The organism is Candidatus Dojkabacteria bacterium, from assembly GCA_016927995.1.
In the GTDB taxonomy this organism is placed as follows: domain Bacteria; phylum Patescibacteriota; class Dojkabacteria; order JAFGLO01; family JAFGLO01; genus JAFGLO01.
Genome location: JAFGLO010000009.1, coordinates 1 through 20,055, shown reverse-complemented (window position 1 = coordinate 20,055; position 20,055 = coordinate 1). Strand labels below are relative to the sequence as shown.

At 37.6% G+C, this 20,055-nt stretch carries 21 protein-coding genes and 3 tRNA genes; 19 read left to right on the top strand and 5 right to left on the bottom strand.

Going from position 1 to position 20,055, the window contains the following annotated elements; genetic code table 11:
- Nucleotides 1-3 precede the first annotated feature (3 nt).
- Nucleotides 4-360, top strand: coding sequence for a four helix bundle protein (locus JW962_02720; protein MBN1374222.1), 357 nt, complete (start codon nt 4-6; stop codon nt 358-360).
- Nucleotides 361-377: 17 nt separating this feature from the next.
- Here JW962_02720 and JW962_02715 read toward each other — a convergent pair whose 3' ends face one another.
- Together JW962_02715 and JW962_02710 are read right to left on the bottom strand one after the other, a co-directional pair.
- Nucleotides 378-791: a hypothetical protein gene (locus JW962_02715; protein ID MBN1374221.1), complete on the bottom strand. Its 414-nt coding sequence runs from the start codon at nt 789-791 to the stop codon at nt 378-380.
- Between the two features lie 3 nt (nt 792-794).
- Nucleotides 795-1,337, bottom strand: coding sequence for an ImmA/IrrE family metallo-endopeptidase (locus tag JW962_02710; GenBank protein ID MBN1374220.1), 543 nt, complete (start codon nt 1,335-1,337; stop codon nt 795-797).
- Between the two features lie 185 nt (nt 1,338-1,522).
- On the opposite strand from JW962_02710, the gene JW962_02705 reads away from it, so the two are divergent.
- Genes JW962_02705 through JW962_02690 form a run of 4 tightly spaced genes read left to right on the top strand, consistent with a single transcriptional unit; the run spans nt 1,523 to nt 4,603 of the window.
- Nucleotides 1,523-2,167 carry a hypothetical protein gene (locus JW962_02705; GenBank protein MBN1374219.1) on the top strand — a complete coding sequence of 215 codons (645 nt, stop codon included), beginning with the start codon at nt 1,523-1,525 and terminating at the stop codon, nt 2,165-2,167.
- 56 nt (nt 2,168-2,223) lie between these two features.
- Nucleotides 2,224-2,550 carry a hypothetical protein gene (locus tag JW962_02700; GenBank protein MBN1374218.1) on the top strand — a complete coding sequence of 109 codons (327 nt, stop codon included), beginning with the start codon at nt 2,224-2,226 and terminating at the stop codon, nt 2,548-2,550.
- A 27-nt stretch (nt 2,551-2,577) separates the two neighbouring features.
- Nucleotides 2,578-3,417, top strand: a complete 840-nt coding sequence (locus JW962_02695) for a C39 family peptidase (protein ID MBN1374217.1) — start codon at nt 2,578-2,580, stop codon at nt 3,415-3,417.
- 22 nt (nt 3,418-3,439) lie between these two features.
- Nucleotides 3,440-4,603 carry an RtcB family protein gene (locus tag JW962_02690; GenBank protein MBN1374216.1) on the top strand — a complete coding sequence of 388 codons (1,164 nt, stop codon included), beginning with the start codon at nt 3,440-3,442 and terminating at the stop codon, nt 4,601-4,603.
- Here the strand turns inward: JW962_02690 and JW962_02685 are convergent.
- A complete protein-coding gene (locus JW962_02685; protein ID MBN1374215.1) occupies nt 4,600-5,640 on the bottom strand; it encodes a hypothetical protein in 1,041 nt (346 codons plus the stop codon). The genes JW962_02690 and JW962_02685 overlap by 4 nt on opposite strands.
- Before the next feature lie 120 nt (nt 5,641-5,760).
- On the opposite strand from JW962_02685, the gene JW962_02680 reads away from it, so the two are divergent.
- Both JW962_02680 and JW962_02675 read left to right on the top strand, forming a co-directional pair.
- Entirely contained in the window at nt 5,761-6,963 is a 1,203-nt protein-coding gene (locus tag JW962_02680) for a hypothetical protein (protein MBN1374214.1), read from the top strand.
- 16 nt (nt 6,964-6,979) lie between these two features.
- Complete coding sequence (locus JW962_02675) at nt 6,980-7,276, top strand: hypothetical protein (protein ID MBN1374213.1); 297 nt, start codon at nt 6,980-6,982, stop codon at nt 7,274-7,276.
- Nucleotides 7,277-7,333: 57 nt separating this feature from the next.
- Here the strand turns inward: JW962_02675 and JW962_02670 are convergent.
- A tRNA-Ala gene (locus tag JW962_02670) sits at nt 7,334-7,407 on the bottom strand.
- A gap of 377 nt (nt 7,408-7,784) precedes the next feature.
- Here JW962_02670 and JW962_02665 point away from each other — a divergent pair.
- The 4 genes from JW962_02665 (at nt 7,785) to JW962_02650 (ending at nt 11,695) form a co-directional block, all read left to right on the top strand.
- A complete protein-coding gene (locus JW962_02665) occupies nt 7,785-9,542 on the top strand; it encodes a threonine--tRNA ligase (GenBank protein MBN1374212.1) in 1,758 nt (585 codons plus the stop codon).
- A gap of 124 nt (nt 9,543-9,666) precedes the next feature.
- The gene (gene infC / locus JW962_02660; GenBank protein ID MBN1374211.1) at nt 9,667-10,182 is read left to right on the top strand and encodes a translation initiation factor IF-3; all 516 of its coding nucleotides are present in this window, start codon (nt 9,667-9,669) and stop codon (nt 10,180-10,182) included.
- A 142-nt stretch (nt 10,183-10,324) separates the two neighbouring features.
- Nucleotides 10,325-10,666 (top strand): 50S ribosomal protein L20, encoded by a 342-nt coding sequence (gene rplT / locus JW962_02655; GenBank protein ID MBN1374210.1) that lies wholly within the window; start codon nt 10,325-10,327, stop codon nt 10,664-10,666.
- A gap of 228 nt (nt 10,667-10,894) precedes the next feature.
- Nucleotides 10,895-11,695, top strand: a complete 801-nt coding sequence (locus tag JW962_02650) for a hypothetical protein (protein MBN1374209.1) — start codon at nt 10,895-10,897, stop codon at nt 11,693-11,695.
- A 54-nt stretch (nt 11,696-11,749) separates the two neighbouring features.
- Here the strand turns inward: JW962_02650 and JW962_02645 are convergent, their stop codons facing one another.
- The gene (locus JW962_02645) at nt 11,750-12,790 is read right to left on the bottom strand and encodes a radical SAM protein (GenBank protein MBN1374208.1); all 1,041 of its coding nucleotides are present in this window, start codon (nt 12,788-12,790) and stop codon (nt 11,750-11,752) included.
- A 99-nt stretch (nt 12,791-12,889) separates the two neighbouring features.
- Here JW962_02645 and JW962_02640 point away from each other — a divergent pair, with 99 nt between their 5' ends.
- From JW962_02640 to JW962_02605, 8 genes are all read left to right on the top strand, one after another.
- Nucleotides 12,890-13,282 carry a hypothetical protein gene (locus JW962_02640; protein MBN1374207.1) on the top strand — a complete coding sequence of 131 codons (393 nt, stop codon included), beginning with the start codon at nt 12,890-12,892 and terminating at the stop codon, nt 13,280-13,282.
- 237 nt (nt 13,283-13,519) lie between these two features.
- Nucleotides 13,520-14,989 carry a cysteine--tRNA ligase gene (locus JW962_02635; GenBank protein ID MBN1374206.1) on the top strand — a complete coding sequence of 490 codons (1,470 nt, stop codon included), beginning with the start codon at nt 13,520-13,522 and terminating at the stop codon, nt 14,987-14,989.
- A 61-nt stretch (nt 14,990-15,050) separates the two neighbouring features.
- The gene (locus JW962_02630) at nt 15,051-15,890 is read left to right on the top strand and encodes a glycine--tRNA ligase subunit alpha (GenBank protein ID MBN1374205.1); all 840 of its coding nucleotides are present in this window, start codon (nt 15,051-15,053) and stop codon (nt 15,888-15,890) included.
- Between the two features lie 3 nt (nt 15,891-15,893).
- Nucleotides 15,894-17,888 (top strand): glycine--tRNA ligase subunit beta, encoded by a 1,995-nt coding sequence (gene glyS / locus JW962_02625; GenBank protein ID MBN1374204.1) that lies wholly within the window; start codon nt 15,894-15,896, stop codon nt 17,886-17,888.
- An 80-nt stretch (nt 17,889-17,968) separates the two neighbouring features.
- Entirely contained in the window at nt 17,969-18,595 is a 627-nt protein-coding gene (locus tag JW962_02620; protein MBN1374203.1) for a DedA family protein, read from the top strand.
- The gene (locus JW962_02615; protein MBN1374202.1) at nt 18,592-19,656 is read left to right on the top strand and encodes a hypothetical protein; all 1,065 of its coding nucleotides are present in this window, start codon (nt 18,592-18,594) and stop codon (nt 19,654-19,656) included. The genes JW962_02620 and JW962_02615 overlap by 4 nt, the downstream gene beginning before the upstream one ends.
- Before the next feature lie 83 nt (nt 19,657-19,739).
- Nucleotides 19,740-19,811: transfer RNA gene (locus JW962_02610), tRNA-Cys, on the top strand.
- Nucleotides 19,812-19,893: 82 nt separating this feature from the next.
- Nucleotides 19,894-19,977: transfer RNA gene (locus JW962_02605), tRNA-Leu, on the top strand.
- The last annotated feature ends 78 nt before the right edge of the window (nt 19,978-20,055 follow it).

Here is a 20,055-nt window from a genome sequence, read left to right as displayed (position 1 = left end):
TTCATGAAGCAGTCATATCGAGATCTCAGGATTTGGCAGGAATCAATTAACCTGGCTACAGACATTGTAAAGCTAACTCAACCATTTCCACCGGAACATCGATTTGGGTTAGCTGATCAATTAAGAAGAGCTGCGATTTCCGTTTCTCTTAACATTGCTGAGGGTTGTGGTCAGTTAACGAAGCCAGGATTTGTAAGGTTTCTCGGAATTGCCAGAGGTAGTGTTAATGAGACGGTTACATGTATAGAACTTGCGACAACCTGTGACTTATTATCAGATGTAGAGAAAAAAAAACTTTTAATACGACTCGATAAACTTGGGAAACAGCTTAATTCATTAATAAACTCCCTTCGCCACTAACTACTAACAACCAACAACTAATACCTTACTTCTTTATACAACCACTCAACAATAACCTTTATGGCATAAGCAGTTTCACCAAGAGTTGCGGGGATAACAATGGGTAGCACTATCTTAAACATATCTATTTTTTCTGTCGGAATTCCGGTAACTAATAGTACATATACAAAAAGTCCGAAAACAGCTATATTTTGCAAGAATAGTAATATAAAAAGCACAATAGCAACCCAGCGTCGGGTTTTAAGCCTATTAAGAATATCGTTTAGTTCAAGTTCCTGTTTCTGGTCAAGATAATCAATTTTTTCTTTCATTGCAACCTTTTTTACCTCGGCTTCCTGTTTGGTTTCATCTTTTTTTAGCTCTGCGACTTGATCGGTAGTAGAAATCTCTTTTGCTATTTTCTGTATATCAATTTTTGTTGGTTGCTCCATCTGCTATTTTGTTAATTTTTTTATTGGGTCATATATTACGCCCAGGTTATATAGTCGCCATAACATAACACTTTCGTCTACTAAAAATAATTGTGACATTAGGGAAATATTGCCTGCGTCTTGCCAGATTCCGATTACAAGGTCTTTTGGCATAAGTAAAGCGGTGGCAAAAAGATTTGCTGTGATTATCTCGGGTTTTGTGTCTTGTGAATCGTTGACACGTAAATCTTTTTTGCTTGTGAGAACTGATTCCAGATCGTTTGCAAAGTGATTACCTAGTTCGTGGGCTATTGCCAGTTTTTGATCAACTGCAGAGAGTAGCTTACTTATAAAGATTGTTTTCTCTAAAAGGGCGGCAACTATGTTTTTGGATGAAGATCCAAGCAGTTTCTTTATTTTGTCCTGATCAAATGTAACGTATTTTACTTTGAACGAATATTTCTTAAGAATTTCCGAAAGACTTATTGGAAGGGTTAAATCTTCATCTTCTGGGAATGTGCTTCCTATTACCGCTTCTGCTTTTTCTTCTATCTTACGTGGGTCTATTTTAAAAAGAGTTTATATTAGCTCCCTTTATTTTAGCACGAAAAGCTAGATTTCTCATCCTTTATCTTTTGTGGGTTTATACTTAAATATTATCAGGTTGATTTTGTAAAGGGCTTATAGTAGAATACGGGAAGAAACTTATTTGGTCTTATAATAAAAAGACTCAATTCTCTCCTCAATCTTCTGTGGAAGAACTTCCTTTTGAGCTATCTGGCTATAAAGTACTTGATGGCTGCCCACTTGTTACTGGTACAGTTGTCCCCTTTGTTGATCCGGCTGGGAAAATTACCTTTAGAAAAGTGTTGGATAGCTTCAGCGCTAATGGTGATGGTGAATTTGTGGTTGGTGACCAGGTTGTATTTACTGAATCTGCGCGTCGACACAACTCTACTCCTGGTAACGTTGGCATTATTACGGAAAACACACAAGAATGTTGTTCTAATGATCTACAATCCTCTGTATGTACTTTTTCCGCCCGTACATCCTCGGATAAATTTCACGGGGTACGTGCTAATGAGGTACTTTTTCTTCGGACTACTTTTGAACCTGGCGATGTAATTTTGGTTCCTGTAGAAAATCCTGAGAGCGGGGAGGTAGAATTTAGGGAGATGATATTACAAGTAATTAATGGATCAACTGTTACTCGCGGGGATCAGATTATTGTCGTTAGAAATTCGTGTGACCTAGAAGAGCTGGCTGGGAAAGTAGGCACTTTTGATTGTAGGGCTGAGTCAGGGGGCTATTTTATAACATTCCAAGGCCAGTCCGACTCGGTCTACGTTATGGGTCAGAATTTATTGGTTCTAGGCATTGCTCCAGTAGAGGAGTAGGTGAAACCAATGTTTTAAGTATGACGCTTGACAACTTAATTAAGTTGCTCTTAGTAGTGGAAAAACAGAAAGTTCCTGTTATAAAATTAAAGGATAAATTTCCCGGAGATATAGAACCAGGTACTAAAATACTTGTAACAGTAAACAGAAAAGAAGTGGAAGTAACCTTGTCTGATCAGGATCCTAAGCAGCGTGATCACGTTATTGTAATAACAGATCGGCTTGCCGGCGATGAATGTCTTCCTCGCGGTGAAATTGGTGTGGTACGAGAAGTGAAGGATGGAGATATCGAAACTATTTTTCCGCCAGTTTATAAAGGAGATAAATCCAGAACCTATTACCTATATCCTCAGGACGTTTTCGTACTAGATGGAGTTCTTTAGTTTTTCTTTCTGTGCTATCATTTTCATATGAAACTTAGGTCTAAAGTAATACTGCTTGTTACCTCCTACATAGTCCTAATTACTTGTGTTGTTTCCTTTTTTATCTATTCCGAAACGCTTCGAAACAAACTAAATCTTTCAAATAGAGCAGTCGATGAAATATCTGACACAAATATCCAGCTTTCTAGTGAAGTATCAAGCTGTACAAATCAGGTGACTTCTCTTTCGGAGTCGCTTTCGGAAGCTACAAAAATTCCAATTTCAACACAAATTCTTCTAGACATTCCTTTATATGCTCAAAAACATCGTGCATCATGTGAATTTGCATCTACTCATTCTGCAATGCTTTATTTTGGTGTAGATATATCAGAAGAAGAGATAATTGCTGCTGTAGGAACCGATACTGTGTCGGCTCGATATTTTGATACCGATGGTAACTTACACTGGAGTAATCCACAGGAACAGTTTGTAGGAAATATTGATGTGCCCGTTGTTTACGTTGATGGCTACGGAGTTTATAACGAACCTATCTACGAGTATTTGGTTGCAAATGGATTTTCCAAAAGTGTATCCAAAACAGGCTGGGACTTTACAGAACTTTCAAACTATATTTTGCACGGATATCCTGCAATTGCGTGGACAAGCAATGATTATAAAACAAAAGAAGTGGGGACAATGATATCAGAAGATGGAATCGAGAATCCCTGGATATGGGGTGAGCACGCAGTTTTATTGCGCGGTGTTGACGAAAACAATGTTTATATTATGAATGTGGGAACAGGAATTTATCAGACCATAACTATAGACACCTTTTTAACCGGCTTTGCAAACTTAAACAATATGGCCGTTGTTGTTATAAAAGATTAGGTTCTGCTATTATGTAAGTATGATAATGCAGATAATAGAGACAGAAAAGATTCCCATAAAAATCTGGACCGACCATATCGACGATGAGGCTCTTGTTCAGGCAAAAAACTTAGCCAATCATCCTTTCGCTTTTCATCATATTGCAATTATGCCCGACGTACACGTGGGTTATGGAATGCCAATTGGTGGCGTTTTAGCAACCGATGGCGTAGTTATACCTAATGCGGTTGGTGTTGATATTGGTTGTGGTATGTGTGCAGTAAAAACAAGTGCGAAAAATCTTTCCAAAAATCAGCTTATTTCGATCATGTCATTTATTAGAGCTAGTATTCCTTTGGGGTTTAACAGGCATAAGCACATGCTTTCCGAAAATTATATGCCGTCAACTTCATTTACCGATCTCCCTATAGTTACACAAGAATATAACAATGCTCGAAAACAGGTGGGAACTTTGGGTGGTGGGAATCATTTTATTGACCTTTTAACGGATACCGAAGGTTTTGTTTGGATTATGATACATAGCGGTAGTAGAAACATTGGGCTTAAAGTTGCTGAACACTACAATAAACTAGCAATATCACTTCGTGACAGGTTTGGTAGTGCAGTGCCGTTAAATCATCAGCTTGATTACCTTCCGGTGACTTCTGAAGAAGGGGACTTGTACATAAAAGAAATGCAATATTGCGTTGATTTTGCATTAAAAAATCGTGAGCTTATGATGGAGGTTACAAAAGAGTGCATACGTAATGAAATTAAAAGTGTCCGATTTGAACCAATGATAAATATTGCACATAACTATGCTTCATTGGAACGGCATTTTGGAAAAGATGTTTGGGTACATAGGAAAGGTGCAACAAGTGCAAGAAAGGGCGAAATTGGAATAATTCCGGGCTCGCAGGGTACAAATAGCTACATTGTGTCAGGGAAAGGCGAAAAAGAAAGCTTTGAAAGTTGCTCACACGGTGCAGGTAGAAAAATGAGTAGGTCGAAAGCTATTAAAAAATTAGATTTTGCAAGAGAGACAAAGCTTCTTGAATCGAAAGGTATTTTACATGGGCTAAGGCATAAAACTGATCTCGACGAAGCGCCCTCTGTGTATAAAAATATTAAGGATGTAATGGAATTTCAGAGTGACCTTGTTGATATTGTTGCGGAGCTTTCACCTGTTGCTGTTGTTAAGGGCTAAACCATTAACCCCACCAAAATTCCCACAAAGCACAAAATTTGATGAATTAGCCAAAAACGCATAGTAACTTTATGCTCAGGCCAACCTTTTGCCTCAAAGTGATGATGAAGTGGAGCAATTCTAAAGATTCTGCGCTTTAAGAACCGAATGGCAAATATCTGAATAAAACTTGAAGCCATGTCAACCCACATAACAATGCTCATAAAGAAATAGGGAATAAGATTCCCTGTATAAATCGCTAAGAATAAAAAGATAGCACCTAAAGGCATTGCACCCGGTCCACCCATGAAAAATCTAGCAGGTGGAATATTAAAATACAGATATACGAAAAGTGTCCCTAACATTACACCAAGCAAAGGAAGAATTTCAAAATTTCCTTGTGCCAAAAGTAAGATTGTTAAAGCAATAAAAGAGCGAATTGTAAGTCCTGCAAGCAAACCGTCGAGTCCGTCGGTAATTTCAAATGCATAAACCCCTGCAAGCATTAAAAACGCAAGGGCAGGGACCAAAATCCATACAGAAAGATTTAGTATATAGCCTGCAATTGAGATTGTGCTAATTCCCAAATAACTTACTAAAAGATAAGAAACGATAAGGGAAACAATATACATAAGTGCTAATTTACCCATTCTCCAACCAAAACTTTCCTGAAATTGTCTGAATTTAAGATCAGCTTTTTTAAGCATAACCATTGCTCCATCAATAAATCCCAAAAACCCCCAGACTCCAAAGCTAGCTGAAAATGCGATAGTAAGTGGCGTAAACCCAAACAGGATAAGAGTCACAATGGGAACAACTGTCCAGATAAGTATTCCCCCCATACCCGGGGTTCCGGTTTTATGACCGTGGATTTTAATAAATTCTTCATTGGATTTGTCTTTCATCATTCTGTGTTGGACTGTAAACTGTAGCTTATACAAAAGTTTAATAAGCAAAGGTGCAAAAATAGTAGAAACGATGAATGCGATTACCATCGATGTAAGCATTGTAAACACGGAAAACTTGGGATTACCTGACATTAATGTAAAGATTTCCATAGAATTGTATTTAAATCAGATTGATATAGTATAGCGCGCATGGAACAAGTAGTAAACAAACCATTCAACTATCGTTCAAATTTTGATATAATACTTTAATAACATTAATGAATATCAATCGTGATCGCAGCAAGGACATTTGTAAGTGAAAACGGACCTGATTCAAGTCCCCCGGTTGATAATAGGACTAACGAACCCGTAACAAGCGAACCTGTTGCTACAACCGGACCTTTAGCACCTAATTCCGCCGACTCTGACCCTATATCCGATGATTCTACAACTCCCAACCAGTCAGATACTCCTGTGGAGTCTACACCGGTACAATCAGCTCCTACAATTGAATCTGTATTGGCTAATATGCCAGAAGGGCAGGCGACTCAAGTTATGGAACAGTATAATGCATTGTCCACCGAAGAAGAAAAGACAAATTTTCTTAACGGACTTGCGGCAATGCAAGCTGTGCAAGCAGCTCAAGAAGCGGGTCCAGTCGAACAACCAGCACAACAACTAACTCTAGAACAAGAAGAGTTGCTTAGACTAACTGCTGACGTTGGGCCGGAAAAAGCAAAGGAAATGATGCTCTTAACGAAAATGGAGGCAGCTTTAAAAGAAGCCAATAATCGGGCTGTTGACGAAGTAACCACTGCACAACATAACCCTGCTTTAAGAATCTTGCGGGACATTTTTAACGTTCCAGACAACAGAACACTTATGCAGACACTTGGGGATGCAGGATTAAATCTTGGAATTTTTACTGGTGCAACCATATTCGATATCGCAACCGGTCGTGCTCTTATTGCTAAACTTGAGCCATTACTTACTAACTTGCCCGGAAGACTAAGGTTAGATGTGTCGCTTGGTGCGGATGGAAGACCCAATAATCCTTTACACATGCGAATCGTTAAATTTGTATTAGATCGTGCAACAGATATGATAATGAGAGTTGCGGTTGATTTGGGATCGAGAGCTATTCATCTAAATGAAGCTAAACGTAAACTTTCGGAACTTGGCTTTTCAGAAGAAGATATCGCACTATTTGTGGAAAACTATAAAAATGGTGCATTTGTTACTCCTGTAGCAGCAGGAGTAGCTGCTTTTGGTGGCGCTGTAGAAGCTAAAATTCCAGGAACGCAATTGGCTGTTCAAGAAGTAGTAAGCCCTGTAGGATTACAGGCATTGGCAAATCTTCTTGATAAAACTCCATTCTTTAGAAGAATTAAGGCTGTACTCGATAGGATTAATGTATATTTCAAGGGACATCCAGTTATTGGTGAAATAACAAACGCTGGAGCAACAATAGCCGGAATGTTAGTTCCTGCTTAATTTTACAAAACTGCCTATGTTTACAACTCAGCTTAGAGAAAATCAGCTACTAACCGATGAGCAAAAAGAAGCTCTTTTAGAACTTTCGAAGTTAATGCCGGAAGATGTATTAAATGGGCTTACAGAAGATTTATCTTTGCAAAATCAAGCATATACACAGATTATTGAGAATTTAAAACAAAAATTTAAGCAAAACTTTGCATTTTATAAGGGCATGGTAATGGGGGACTCTAATCTTTCTGAAGAGGATAAAACAAGACTTACGACAACCGCCGATTCGGAATTAAGTGAGATTCTCAAAATTTTGGAATAAGTAGCATTAGTGTTTATTGGTCGCCGAGTTCGAAGACGTGCACCTTTAAAAGAACATTGGACCGTGCCGGAGTCGAACCGGCGACCTCACCAATGCGAATGGTGTGCTCTACCAAACTGAGCTAACGGCCCAAATACACATAAATTTTAACACATATATTTTATCATTCGTAGGGGTCGGTTTATACCCGCACCCCCCTCTTTAGTAATTCGCATTCTCCCATACAAATTTATGCCTGGGGGTCGGTTTAAACCTGTCCCTACGAGGTAATAAATCGATTATTCATATTATTTAATAATGACCATGTCGGTTTAAACCCGCCCCTACGAAGAGGTTAAGAAAACAGGTTTACGTGATTATAATTTTCCTGTATAATCAACAATCATGTATAAAAAGATTATTAGACCAGAAAACAGTTTAGCTGCTAAGCAGCTCTTACTTCTTGTGAATCCTCTCGCATGTCGTTTCTAGCTTTGGTTTTTGTTATCCAATTTAACTTTGTAAATATATAAACGTGGAGAATATTAATATTGAATCAAAACGGCATACTTTAGCGCATATACTTGCACAGGCCGTACTAAAATTTTACCCCGATGCTAAATTCGGCATTGGACCAGCGATTGACAACGGATTTTATTATGATTTTGACTTACAAGAGCCTTTAAAAGAAGAAGACCTTCCTAAAATAGAAAAAGAGATGCGAAAGATCATAAAGAAAAACGAGCCAATGCTTCATACTAAATTAAGTAAGGAGCAGGCAAAAAAGTTATTTGGCAAACGTAAGCAGCCTTATAAATACGAGCTTCTCGAAGAAATAAAAGAAAAAGAGGTAAATGTATACAAATTAGGAGATGGGGGATTTGTTGATCTTTGTAGAGGACCTCATGTTGAGTATACTTCACAAGTTGCACCTTTTAAACTAACCAGTATTGCGGGTGCATATTGGAAAGGTGACGAAAAACGACCAATGCTTCAGCGGATATATGGAGTAGCTTTTGAGTCTCAAGAAGAACTCGATTCATATCTTTTACAGCAGGCCGAGGCTTTAAAGCGTGATCATAGAAAGTTAGGTAAAGAGCTAAAACTTTTTACCATTGATCCAACTGTTGGGGCCGGACTTATTATGTGGCTTCCGCGAGGAGCATTTCTACGTAAACAAATAATGGATTTTGCACTTGATACTTACTTTGATTGGGGCTACGAACCGGTTGCAACTCCTCATATAGGGTCGTTAAATCTTTGGAAAACGTCGGGTCACTGGGACTTCTATCGTGATAGTATGTATAACCCTTTGGGAATTGACGAAGAGCAATATTGTCTAAAACCAATGAACTGTCCATTCCATATAGCTATGTACAATACCGAAAAACGAAGCTATAGAGATTTGCCCGTAAAATGGACCGAAATGGGAACTGTTTATCGATACGAAAAGGCCGGGCAATTAAACGGTTTAACTAGAGTGCGTGGATTTACTCAGGATGATGCCCATATTATTTGTACTGAAGATCAGCTTGAGTATGAATTGGAAAAAGCACTTGACCTTACCATGTACATTTTTGACATATTTGATCTTAAACCCGATGAAATAAACTTAAGTTTACGAGATCCCAACAACAAGGAAAAATACATCGGTCCTGATGATGGTTGGGCTTATGCACAGGATGTATTAAGAAAGGTTGCTCAAAAGAAAAGTATAGGAATCGTTGAAGAAGAGGGGGAAGCTGCATTTTATGGACCTAAGATTGATATAAAAGTAAAAGATGTGTTAGGTCGTAAATGGCAATTAAGCACTATTCAGATAGACTTTAACCTTGCCGAGCGGTTTAACATGATCTATATTGATGCCGATGGCAAAGAAAAACGACCTTTTATGATTCACAGAGCATTAATGGGGTCTTTGGAGCGTTTTATAGCCGTTTTAATCGAAAATTACGGTGGAATATTTCCGCTTTGGTTAAGTCTTGAACAGCTAAGAATTATCCCTATAAACGATACTTTGGTTCTTTATGCAGAGAAAATACGTGACGAGTTAAAAGCCGCTGGGTTTAGGGCTAAAGTTGATGACAAATCAGAAAGTATGCAAAAGAAAATTCGTAATGCCGAACTTGAAAAGATTCCTTATATGCTAATAGTTGGTGAAAGTGAACGATCGAACAATGCAGTATCCGTAAGATCATTAACCGAAAAAGACAAAGGTCTAATGAGCGTTCCCGAACTTATCGAAATGTTGAATTCTCAGATCAAATCTGAAAAGAAAACAAATTAACTAAATTTTTATCTTTCTCAAAATAGTAAACTATAGAAACAATCGATACCAAAGGTATCAGCCCAAACGTCCGGTCTATCAGGGTAAGTATAGACGGAATGAATATATAAAAGTTCCTACAGTTATGGTCATTGACGAAAGTAATGATAACGTTGGTGAGATGTCAACTCAAGATGCCATTTCCCTTGCAAAGGAGCGTGAACTTGATTTGGTTGAAGTTGCTCCAAAGGCCAATCCGCCTGTTTGTAAGCTTATTCAGTGGTCAAAATTTCAGTATCAGCAACAAAAAAAGGAAAAGAAAAATAAAGGTAAGGAAAAAAAACTTAAAGAAATGCGATTTAAAACAGGGATAGGCTTACCTGACCTTGAGAGAAAGGTCGAAAATGCCAAAGAATTTTTAGAAAAAGGTCATGCCGTAAAAATAACTCTCATGAGTTCAAGAAAGGCAATTAAAAGATCAATGGACGATATTTTTGCCGATTTGTTGACTTATTTTGAGGGGTATAGTAAGATATCCGACGTTCAGAAAGGCAGACGCCAAATAGGTGTAATTTTTAAAAAAACACAAAGTGTCAAAAGTACGGACAACAATAGCAAAGCGACTAATGAAGACAAAACCTCGGGGGGGAAAGAAGCCTAAGGTTACTTATATAAAGGCTGGTGGAAAACACCTGCTCTCAAGGAAAAACCCAGTTCGACGTAGGCGACTTTCCGACAAAAAACGAACTCTCCGGGGATCTGTTGCCAAAATTTTTAAAAATGTAATTTAATAGCTACTCTTAATGCGAGTCAAAGGTGGTTACACTAAAAGAAGAAAGCATAAAAAGATTCTAAGTGCAACTAAAGGTTACCGAATGACCAAAAACCGACTTTATAAGGTTGCACACGAAGCCTATATGCATGCTGGTCAGTACTCTTTTCGGGATAGGCAAAGGCGTGGTGCACAGGCTAGAAGAGTCTGGATTGAGCGACTTAACGCTGCATTAAAGGCTGTGGGTCTTAAGTATAGTACATTTATGTCCGACTATTCAAAGGCTGGTTTTAAACTTAATCGAAAGATCCTTTCAGAACTTGCTGCTACTCAACCTGCCGTATTTGAAAAAGTCGTTGCTGCAGTAAAGTAAATAGAGTAGATACAGGGTTTTAACCTACGTTCACAGCTGTTGATTTCTCTTTTCTACATCTGATACTATGTGGTTAATAATTTCATCATCCTTTGGATGGCTTTCATGTCTTTTAAAAAACTCAAAAAATTTCTTCTTTCCGAAATCAAACTCCCTTTAAAACTAAAAATTATTTTAAGGCCGGTGGCTATAGTTATATCTATCATCATACTAGCCTTTACTATTTTTATGCTTGTCTCTATTGTAAACGAATTATATGAATTAGATTCAACAATATATGAAGCCAAATCAAATATACTAGAGGAGCTTGAGAAAATTACGACAAGTCTTTCTTACGAAGATAATACAGATTCGTTGAGTAGCTCCAGCTGCCCTGAATACATATTGGAAAACGAACCACTTCGGTTTTCATCACACAATATTTTAAATGACAGTAAGTATACTCAGAATACCTTAATTTATCCTTCCACCCAAAAAGTAGGCTGGTCCGAACTTGTGATCTGGGACGAGGGCGGATATTACTGGGAATCAGAACCATTCTTGTTTTGTGCAACTGGCGTTGATTGTCAAGACACCGGAATAGTAAGAGTAAGGGATATAAATAACGATTATTACAATGACTTTTCAATAGCAAACTGGTGGACTGGGTTAGGAGGTCACTGGACTGATATATATTTTGTATATAATCCGGAATCAAAAGGCTTTGATATGGTCACATTTATTTGGGAAGCAGACAAATTAACAGAAACAGGTTATACCTTTGATGAGGTGCTAGAAAAACAAGAGGTTGAACCGTATGTTACTGCATATCAATCCTTCGTGTCGTCCTGGGGTGAGATTACTATGAATTTTTCCGTATCTGGATTTAACATTGACCAATCAGTTTTGGAGAAGGAATACTCTTATGATGATGACTACTATATCCAAGGTCACGAGATTTCATTTGTAGCTAAAGACCCTGGTTCGGCTGAATTTGTTATACGATCCGTGGTTCGGATCATGGCTGATGGAAGTAGAGAATCCTTATAAAAGAATTGCTTCGATAATCGCTCGTACATGTAGGGATAAGTTAGAGACGGGTCCCTACATCTTTTGATACTTTGCATACAATTGCCCGCAAGCAGCATCGATTTCATCACCAAAGGATTGGCGTTTTGTAACTGAAATGTGTGCCTTTTTAAGCTCGTTCTCGAACCACTCAACAGTCTTTTGGTTGGACGGTTGATATTTCATGTTTTGGCTGGTTTCGTGATAGGAAATTAGGTTTACATGATATAGATAGGCAATCCTGCCACGATCTTTTATAAGCTTAATAAGTTCAGAAAGTGCTTTTTTGTCGTCGTTAATACCTTTTAGAAGTGTGTAGGCAATTAGCACTTTTCTTCTGTTTTTCTTAATATGATCGTCTAAAACTTTTATAACATCTGCAGTTTTATATTTACGTGCAACAGGCATTAGTTTTTCACGTTCATTTTGATTGGGGTGGTGCAACGAAAATGCAATATTAACCTGGGGAAACTTACGGATAAGCGAGATAAGTCCTGGAATTACACCAACTGTTGATACACTAATTCTTCGTTGTCCAAAGTTAAAGTAATTATCGGCAGTCAGAAGCTCAATTGCGGGGATGAGATTTGGATTTAAAAGCGGCTCACCCATGCCCATAAATGCAATACTGTTTACAGGTTGTGTCTTAAGATAAAAATATAATACCTGTCCGATAATTTCATCAATGGTTAAGTTTCGTTTTAGCCCAATTGTCCCAGTAGTACAAAATTTACAACCTAAACTACAGCCAACCTGAGATGATACACAAAGTGATTGCCAGGTTCGTTCTTCGTTTTTAAACATCATGCTAACTGTTTCAATTCTGTGTTTATCGAAAAGCTCAAATAAAGCTTTTTGGACTTGGGTGGATTTTGCAATATCAATAGGTTTAAGCGCTAGAATTTGTGGAAATTTTTGGATTAGATCCTCTCGTAAAGTCTTTGAAAGAGTTGTCATTTGGGAAAAATCGGTTACTTTGTTTTCAAATATTTCGTGCAGAATCTGCCTAAATCGATAATCCGGTTCTCCCTTTTCTTTTAGATACTCTTGTATTTGTGTAAAAACTGAATTTGTCATAGATATATTGTATCAATAATAGATATTACTTACTACTTGTTGTTTACGACTTACAGGATATCTGATATCATACAGGTAATAATTTTAATTCTTCTAAAAATGGCTGAAGAAGCAAAGAAGTTCAGTATCAAAAACCTGACTAAGACCCAAAAAATCTTAGGAATTGCAGGTATCGCAGTTGCACTAGTTGCCTTCTGTGGATTAGTAGTAGGAGTAGTTATGTACATGTTTGTACTTCCTCCAAGTGCTAACAAGGTCTGTAAGCATGTTATTGATCTTGCAGTTACCTACTACGAGGACGAATGGGATATGAGTAAGTCCGAGGCTATGGAAACAGTAGAAGATGCCATGGGAACTGTTAAAGAATGTGCCGAGGATCTAAAGAAAGAGCGCGAGGGTGATACTTGGAAGAAGCAACGAGAAGACTCAAAGTGTATTCTCGATGCCAAGGAATTCGAAGATATTTTCGATTGTGCAATGGACTTAGAATAGTTAACTAAATCCGGCTGCAAGTTTACTGCAGCCGGAAGTTAACCGTTTCACTTAATTTTCCTTTTTTGTGTTATAATTACCGTGTTATGAAAACGCTTCTTTTGATAAAGCCACTTAGTCCCTCTATGTGTTGAGTTTTCTTTTGATTTTTTACTTTCGTTAGAGTTACTGTAAGATTATTGATATACTTATGATAATTGTATTACGGATATATCTATAAATTTATGAATCAATAAAATGATTAAGATTTTTAACACGTTAACGCGCCAAAAAGAAGAATTTGTACCACTAAAAACGGGGAAAATAAGCTTTTACCAATGTGGACCAACCCTTTATTGGGTACAGCATATTGGAAACATGCGTGCAATGGTGGCTGCGGATATAGTTTCAAGAACGCTTATGGCTTTTGAATACGACGTGACTTTTGTTAGGAATTATACAGATGTGGGGCATTTGGTAAGCGATGCAGATACCGGTGAAGATAAAATGGAAAAAGGTGCAAAGCGAGAAGGTTTATCACCACAAGAAATTGCAAAAAAGTATCAGGATATTTTTGAAAAACATGTAGACAGTCTAAATATCAGGCCGCCAACTCATAAGCCGGCTGCCACAATGTATATTGACCAAATGATAGAACTGGTATCAATTCTTTTGGAAAAGGGCTATGCATATGTAACCTCAAAGGCAGTGTATTTTGATGTAAGCAAATTTAAAGACTACAACAAGTTAAATAGGCAAAGACTCGACCAGAATATAGAAGGTGCAGGATCTGGCGAAACAACTGACCCTGACAAGAAAAATCCCTTTGATTTTTCCCTTTGGTTATTTAAAACGGGCGACCATAAAAATGCAATTCAAACCTGGAAATCACCGTTTAAATCTTCTGAAGTTACAGATGGTGAAGGTTTTCCGGGTTGGCATGTTGAATGTAGCGCAATGTCCAAAGAACTTTTGGGTGATACAATCGATATTCACATGGGTGGGATCGAGCATATTCCTATTCATCATACAAATGAAATTGCTCAAAGTGAAGCCGCATCCGGCAAGATATTCGTAAACTATTGGATTCATAATGAACACCTGACTGTAGATGGTGCAAAAATGTCAAAATCCGAAGGAACAAGTTATTCACTTGATGATGTAATTGCAAAAGGATATCATCCACTTGATCTACGTTACTTTTTCTTATTAGCACATTATCGGTCTAAACAGAATTTTACTTGGGATGCACTTTCAGCCGCTCAAACAGCAAGAACTCGACTACTTGCTAAAACTACACAAATATTCACAGACGTCTCAAAACAGGGTGAGCTCACACTTGATATTACAAATAATAAATATATGCACGAAATAATGGCAAGTCTAGGAGACGACTTTGACACTCCCAAGGCTCTGGCAACTCTTTGGAAGCTTTTACGTGATGATACAGTTAATTCTGCAGAGAAGCTTGGTGTGTTGCTCTCTGTTGATCAGGTTTCTGCAGTAGGTATAACCGAATGTGTAGATAAGCTGTCATCACTTTCTGATGAGTTCATTTCTCAGGTTGAAAATATAATAGACGAACGAACGAAAGCTCGAAAATCAAAGGATTTTGCCACAGCTGATAAACTTCGAGATCAACTTAATACGTTAGGAGTTTCGATTATGGACTCCACAGAAGATAGTGAGTGGACTATAAAAAACGATAATCGTGACGAACAACGATAAAAATCAAAGAGTGGGTAATAAGTATTGGCGGTATGTGTCGGACGTGGTATAATAAGGTGCCATGACAAAGACATTTCAAGAAATCGTTGAAACACTTAACAATTACTGGAGTAAACAGGGTTGTAATGTTGTTTATCCATATGGATCCGAGGTAGGTGCTGCAACATTTAATCCGCATACAGTTCTTGGATCTGTGCTTTTCCCCGAGTGGAATGTCTGTTATATTGAGCCGTCTCATCGACCGTCCGATGGTCGATATGGTGAGAACCCATTTAGAATGCAATATTATTTTCAGTATCAGGTGATTTTAAAACCGATTCCGGAAAACAACATTGACATTTATATAAAAAGCCTGGATACACTTGGCTTTGATACAGCCAAGCATGACATACGATTGGTTGAAGATAATTGGGAGTCTCCGTCAATTGGCGCCAGTGGACTTGGGTGGGAAATATGGTATGACGGTATGGAAGTCTCACAATATACATATTTTCAACAATTGGGTGGAAAACAATTAAAATCTCCTGCCTTGGAAATTACATACGGACTCGAACGAATTGCAATGTATTTGCAGGACAAGAAACATTTTAGAGATATTGAATGGGGAAAGGGTGTAAGCTATGGTGATATATTTGTGTCACAGGAAAAGGATTTTTCAAAATATAACTTTGAGGTAGCGAATATATCGTCTCTACGCAAATTGTTTGACCTCTATGAGTCCGAGGCTGAAAACGCTTTAAAATCCGAACTTTATCGTGTGGCATATGATTATGTTCTAAAAATGTCGCATGTGTTTAATATTCTTGATGCACGTGGGGCTGTTGGCCCTTCTGAAAGATATAACACTTTTTCGAAAATGCGTACGATTGTTAGTAAAGTAATAGATAAAATTGCAAAATAACTGATGGACTACATTGTTGAATTTGGGGTAGAAGAAATTCCCGCAAAGGCATGTGACTCTGCACGTAGACAGCTTAAAGGCGGTGTTTTACAACGACTTCTAACAAAATATAATATATCTACCACGGGGACCGAGGTTTACGTGACTCCTAGAAGAATCGCCGTGATAATAAAAGGGCTTGATATCTCAACCGATAACAAGTTCGTTGTTGGCCCATTAATAAAAGATTCAATTACCGAAGGTAGAATAAACGAACGTGGTAAAAAATTTGCACTATCATACGGTATTTCTTTGCGAAAACTTAAAAAAACCGAGATTAACGGGAAGAAATACCTTGCTATTCCAAAGGATATAAAACAAATACTTTCAGAAAAACTCGAGAGTTTAAGTACTGATATTATTAAGAGTCTCTCTTTTCAACACATGATGATTTGGAAAGAAGGCGGTATCAAATTTATTAGACCTATTCGTTGGATCACGACTGTACTTGATACGGTTCCTGTTACTTTTACCTTTGCAGGCGTTACAGCTTCAACACTTTCATATGGAGCCAGATTTTCCGGAGGAGTTAAAGTTCGAATTAAAACACCCAGAGAGTATGCCAAAACTTTACGAACATACGATGTAGTCGTCGATGTAAGCGAAAGAAAACAGCTTATCTGTTCGCAGATCGACGAAATTGAAAAGAAACGTAAGGTTAAGGTTAATGTTGATCTCAACCTACTTGACACGGTTACAGATCTTGTTGAGTTTCCAATTGTAATAATGGGTGAGTTTGATCAAAGATTTCTTAAGTTACCTAGTGAGGTAGTTACTCAGGTACTATCTCATCATCAGAAGGCATTTTCCGTAAAGAAAGATGGTAAGCCGGCTGCTTACTTTGTTGCTGTAATGAATCAAAAGAAAGAGAATCAAAAGGAAATTACAGCTGGATATGAAAAAATAATAAATGCCAGACTTTCCGATGCAGAGTTTTATTATACGGCTGATAGGTCAAAATCAATTGATGACTTTAAATCTAAAACAAAGGATATTATTATTCACGAGAAGATTGGAAACATTCCGGACGTTGTCATGAAAATGCAAAAAGCCGTAGGTCGTATAAATAAAATATTTAAGCTCCCCGAAAAAAACTTGATCGTATGTAAAAACGCTCTTGATATTTCATTGTTTGACCTTGGGACTCAAGTTGTTACCGAATTTAACTCGTTGCAAGGGAAAATAGGTTCAATCTATGCGAAACAGAGAAAAGTTCCGGCAACAGTTGCAAATATCATTGAAGATATGACTTATCCGCGATTTTCCGGTGACAGACTTCCCGAGACTAAAGAGGGTGTTTTCTGTTCGTTTTTATACAAATGGGTAATGCTAAATGAGTACCTTAAAGCCGGATTTGAAATAAAAGGAAATTATGATCCCGTTGGGATTAGAAGATTAGTTGCGGGGTTAGTCGAACTTGTTATTGGAAAAGAAATCGATGTGACCTTAGCTGATCTACTAACTGATGTTAAACCGGAATATCTGAAATCACTTATTGAAACAAGGGTTACAACATACTGGAAAGGACTTGGAATTTCAACAAATCTTATAAATCAGAATCTAAAGCAGCTTGATAAAGTTTCTATAATTTCTGCAAATAAAACAACATTGGCTCTAGCCGAATTGCACGACAAAGCATCCGGTTGGTTTTCTGACCTTAGAGAGGTTGTAAAACGTGTTAACAACGTAATAGAGAGAAGTAACGTTAAGCCTGCCGAAAACTTTTCTGCTGCCGATATCAAAAACCCGGAAACCAAGAAACTGTATTCAATTATTCGAGGAGTAAAAATCGACAAATCTGACATTGTTAACTACTATTGGAATTTATCAAAACTTACGCCTGAAATAAATAACTACTTTAATAAAGTAATGGTAGTCGATAAAGATAAAAAGATTGCTGTCCAGAATGTCACTGTGCTTAACGAATTTAGGATGCTTGTTAAGGACTTGTTGGGTTAGTAAAAATTTGTCAGGACAAGTTGACTTTTAGTCCAAACTTAGTGATTATATCATACGTATAAATCTTTAATTGGCAAAACATGGAATTAATCACGACATGGCTTAACTATGTAATTGAAAATTACGGATATGTCGGTATATTCATTGCAATAGCACTTGAATCCGTTATTGTACCTATCCCTTCCGAAATTGTAATGGCGCTTGTAGGATATATGGCATATCGAGGTAGTGTAAATATTTTCTTTGCCAGTTTTGCAGGGGCTTTAGGAACCGTTGTTGGATGTTTAATAATTTATGTTTTGGGTTATTATCTGGGGGATCAGCTTATTCCCAAAGTGGGCAAGTATTTAGGGATCTCCAATGACGATTACCAAAAAGTCAAGGAAAAGTTTAATAAAATGGGTGAAAAGGCTGTTCTTTTTTCGCAGGTTATTCCTGCAGTACGCTCACTGATTGCTGCGCCGGCAGGTGTTGCACGAATGAATATTGTTCGCTTTGTACTTAGTGTGTTTACAGGTGCGTTTTTATGGTGTCTTTTTCTTTCGGTAATTGGAATGACATTTGGCGATAACTGGGAAAAATTTGCCGGAATTCTTGATCGAGTTGAGAATGTTATATATTTAATTCTTGCACTAATTGTTATTGCCGTTTTTATATATCTGCTAATACGAAAACGTAAGCAGACTAAGTTAACAACAAAAAAATGAGAATTATTAGAAATTGGATCTGCTTTGCGCTTTTGGCTCTTATGTTCTTAGGAACATTTATAATTGCTCCCGTATATGTCTTCTCAAGACTTTTAACTAGAGACAATATGAAAAGCCTGCTACATAAATTGCCGGTAGATGAAAAGATAGAAGAGTTATTAATCGGTACTGGTCTTAGTTTACAATCCGGACTACCCGACGAGCTCTCAAATAAAATAGTTACAAGCGCAGTAAAAGCAGCCGATTTAGAGTCCCTTGAAAATCAATTAGTGGATAAAGTTTGGGACTATATTGAAACGGGGGAAGAAGCTGTTTTAACCGTTGACCCGGTACCGGGTGACAATCTGAATATCCCAATAGAAATAATGAAGATAAATAAAGAGAATGGTCCTGTAGAAAAGATAAGAACCGTACATAAAATACTTGGTTATATTGAACTTTTATTTTTTGTTTTTGTGGGAGTTTTGGGACTTTTGATACTTATCATTTTCCCTGGAAACAAGTTATTTTCACTTGTGCTTTCAGCACTTTTTGCTTCTTTAGGAACAATGTTATCGTACGGAATTCTTTGGATGGTTAAGCGAAGTGCAGGTAGTATTGTAAATACCCTTGTCGAGAGGTATTCGGACAACCTAAGCGAAATATTAAAAACTGACGTTATATCGTTTGATCCGGTTAAAAATCTTACCGAGATTGGAACCGAATTTTTGCAAAAGTTTTTAGACCTTGTTAACCCTGAATACATCAGACTGGTTGCAATCTTATGCGGATCCGTATTTATATTTTTATTCTTGATGCTTGTTGCTTGGGTAATTAAGAAGGGGTTTGGTGCTATTAGAACACAGGAAGAATCGTCTACAACGACCGATAAAGATACTGAAAATGATTATGATGACAGTTCCGATAGCACAGATAATTCTAAAGATCCCAACATCGAAATTAATGACGAATTTAATGATGAAATAGGCAAAGAATCGGTTAGTTCTTCGTCAAATGTGGTATCATACGATGATCAAAAGATTAGAAAGGTTAAACGCAGCGGTGAAATTCGATTTGAATAACAAGTTATTACAACTGCGGCGGATATTTGGTAACAACTTGATGTAAATAAACGGATAAATAGTGAATCCATATAGACAGTAAAGGTGACGTAGCCAAGTGGTAAGGCAGCGGTTTGCAAAACCGCCATACGCGGGTTCGATCCCCGCCGTCACCTTTTTCATTTTCAATTTGTTATCAATACGTCGGTTTAAACCTGTCCCTACAGATAGGAATATGATAAAATTTCAACCAGTAATGCCGTCGTGGTGAAATTGGTATACACGAGGGACTTAAAATCCCTTCTCCGCAAGGAGGTGTGGGTTCGATTCCCACCGACGGCAGTTTGTTCTTTAATAGGGTTCGTCGGTGGGAGTAATGGTTAACTCTTTCTGTCCGCTGTAATCATTGTTATTACAGCT

What these genes read in the sequence shown, in the direction of transcription:
- JW962_02635 (MBN1374206.1), top strand. Translation starts at nt 13,520, where the DNA reads ATGATTAAGATTTTTAACACGTTAACGCGCCAAAAAGAAGAATTTGTA.
- JW962_02675 (MBN1374213.1), top strand. Translation starts at nt 6,980, where the DNA reads ATGTTTACAACTCAGCTTAGAGAAAATCAGCTACTAACCGATGAGCAA.
- JW962_02650 (MBN1374209.1), top strand. Translation starts at nt 10,895, where the DNA reads ATGCTTGTCTCTATTGTAAACGAATTATATGAATTAGATTCAACAATA.
- JW962_02695 (MBN1374217.1), top strand. Translation starts at nt 2,578, where the DNA reads ATGAAACTTAGGTCTAAAGTAATACTGCTTGTTACCTCCTACATAGTC.
- glyS (MBN1374204.1), top strand. Translation starts at nt 15,894, where the DNA reads ATGGACTACATTGTTGAATTTGGGGTAGAAGAAATTCCCGCAAAGGCA.
- JW962_02685 (MBN1374215.1), bottom strand. Translation starts at nt 5,640, where the DNA reads ATGGAAATCTTTACATTAATGTCAGGTAATCCCAAGTTTTCCGTGTTT.
- JW962_02715 (MBN1374221.1), bottom strand. Translation starts at nt 791, where the DNA reads ATGGAGCAACCAACAAAAATTGATATACAGAAAATAGCAAAAGAGATT.
- JW962_02645 (MBN1374208.1), bottom strand. Translation starts at nt 12,790, where the DNA reads ATGACAAATTCAGTTTTTACACAAATACAAGAGTATCTAAAAGAAAAG.
- JW962_02620 (MBN1374203.1), top strand. Translation starts at nt 17,969, where the DNA reads ATGGAATTAATCACGACATGGCTTAACTATGTAATTGAAAATTACGGA.
- JW962_02615 (MBN1374202.1), top strand. Translation starts at nt 18,592, where the DNA reads ATGAGAATTATTAGAAATTGGATCTGCTTTGCGCTTTTGGCTCTTATG.
- JW962_02640 (MBN1374207.1), top strand. Translation starts at nt 12,890, where the DNA reads ATGGCTGAAGAAGCAAAGAAGTTCAGTATCAAAAACCTGACTAAGACC.
- JW962_02630 (MBN1374205.1), top strand. Translation starts at nt 15,051, where the DNA reads ATGACAAAGACATTTCAAGAAATCGTTGAAACACTTAACAATTACTGG.
- infC (MBN1374211.1), top strand. Translation starts at nt 9,667, where the DNA reads ATGGTCATTGACGAAAGTAATGATAACGTTGGTGAGATGTCAACTCAA.
- JW962_02720 (MBN1374222.1), top strand. Translation starts at nt 4, where the DNA reads ATGAAGCAGTCATATCGAGATCTCAGGATTTGGCAGGAATCAATTAAC.
- rplT (MBN1374210.1), top strand. Translation starts at nt 10,325, where the DNA reads ATGCGAGTCAAAGGTGGTTACACTAAAAGAAGAAAGCATAAAAAGATT.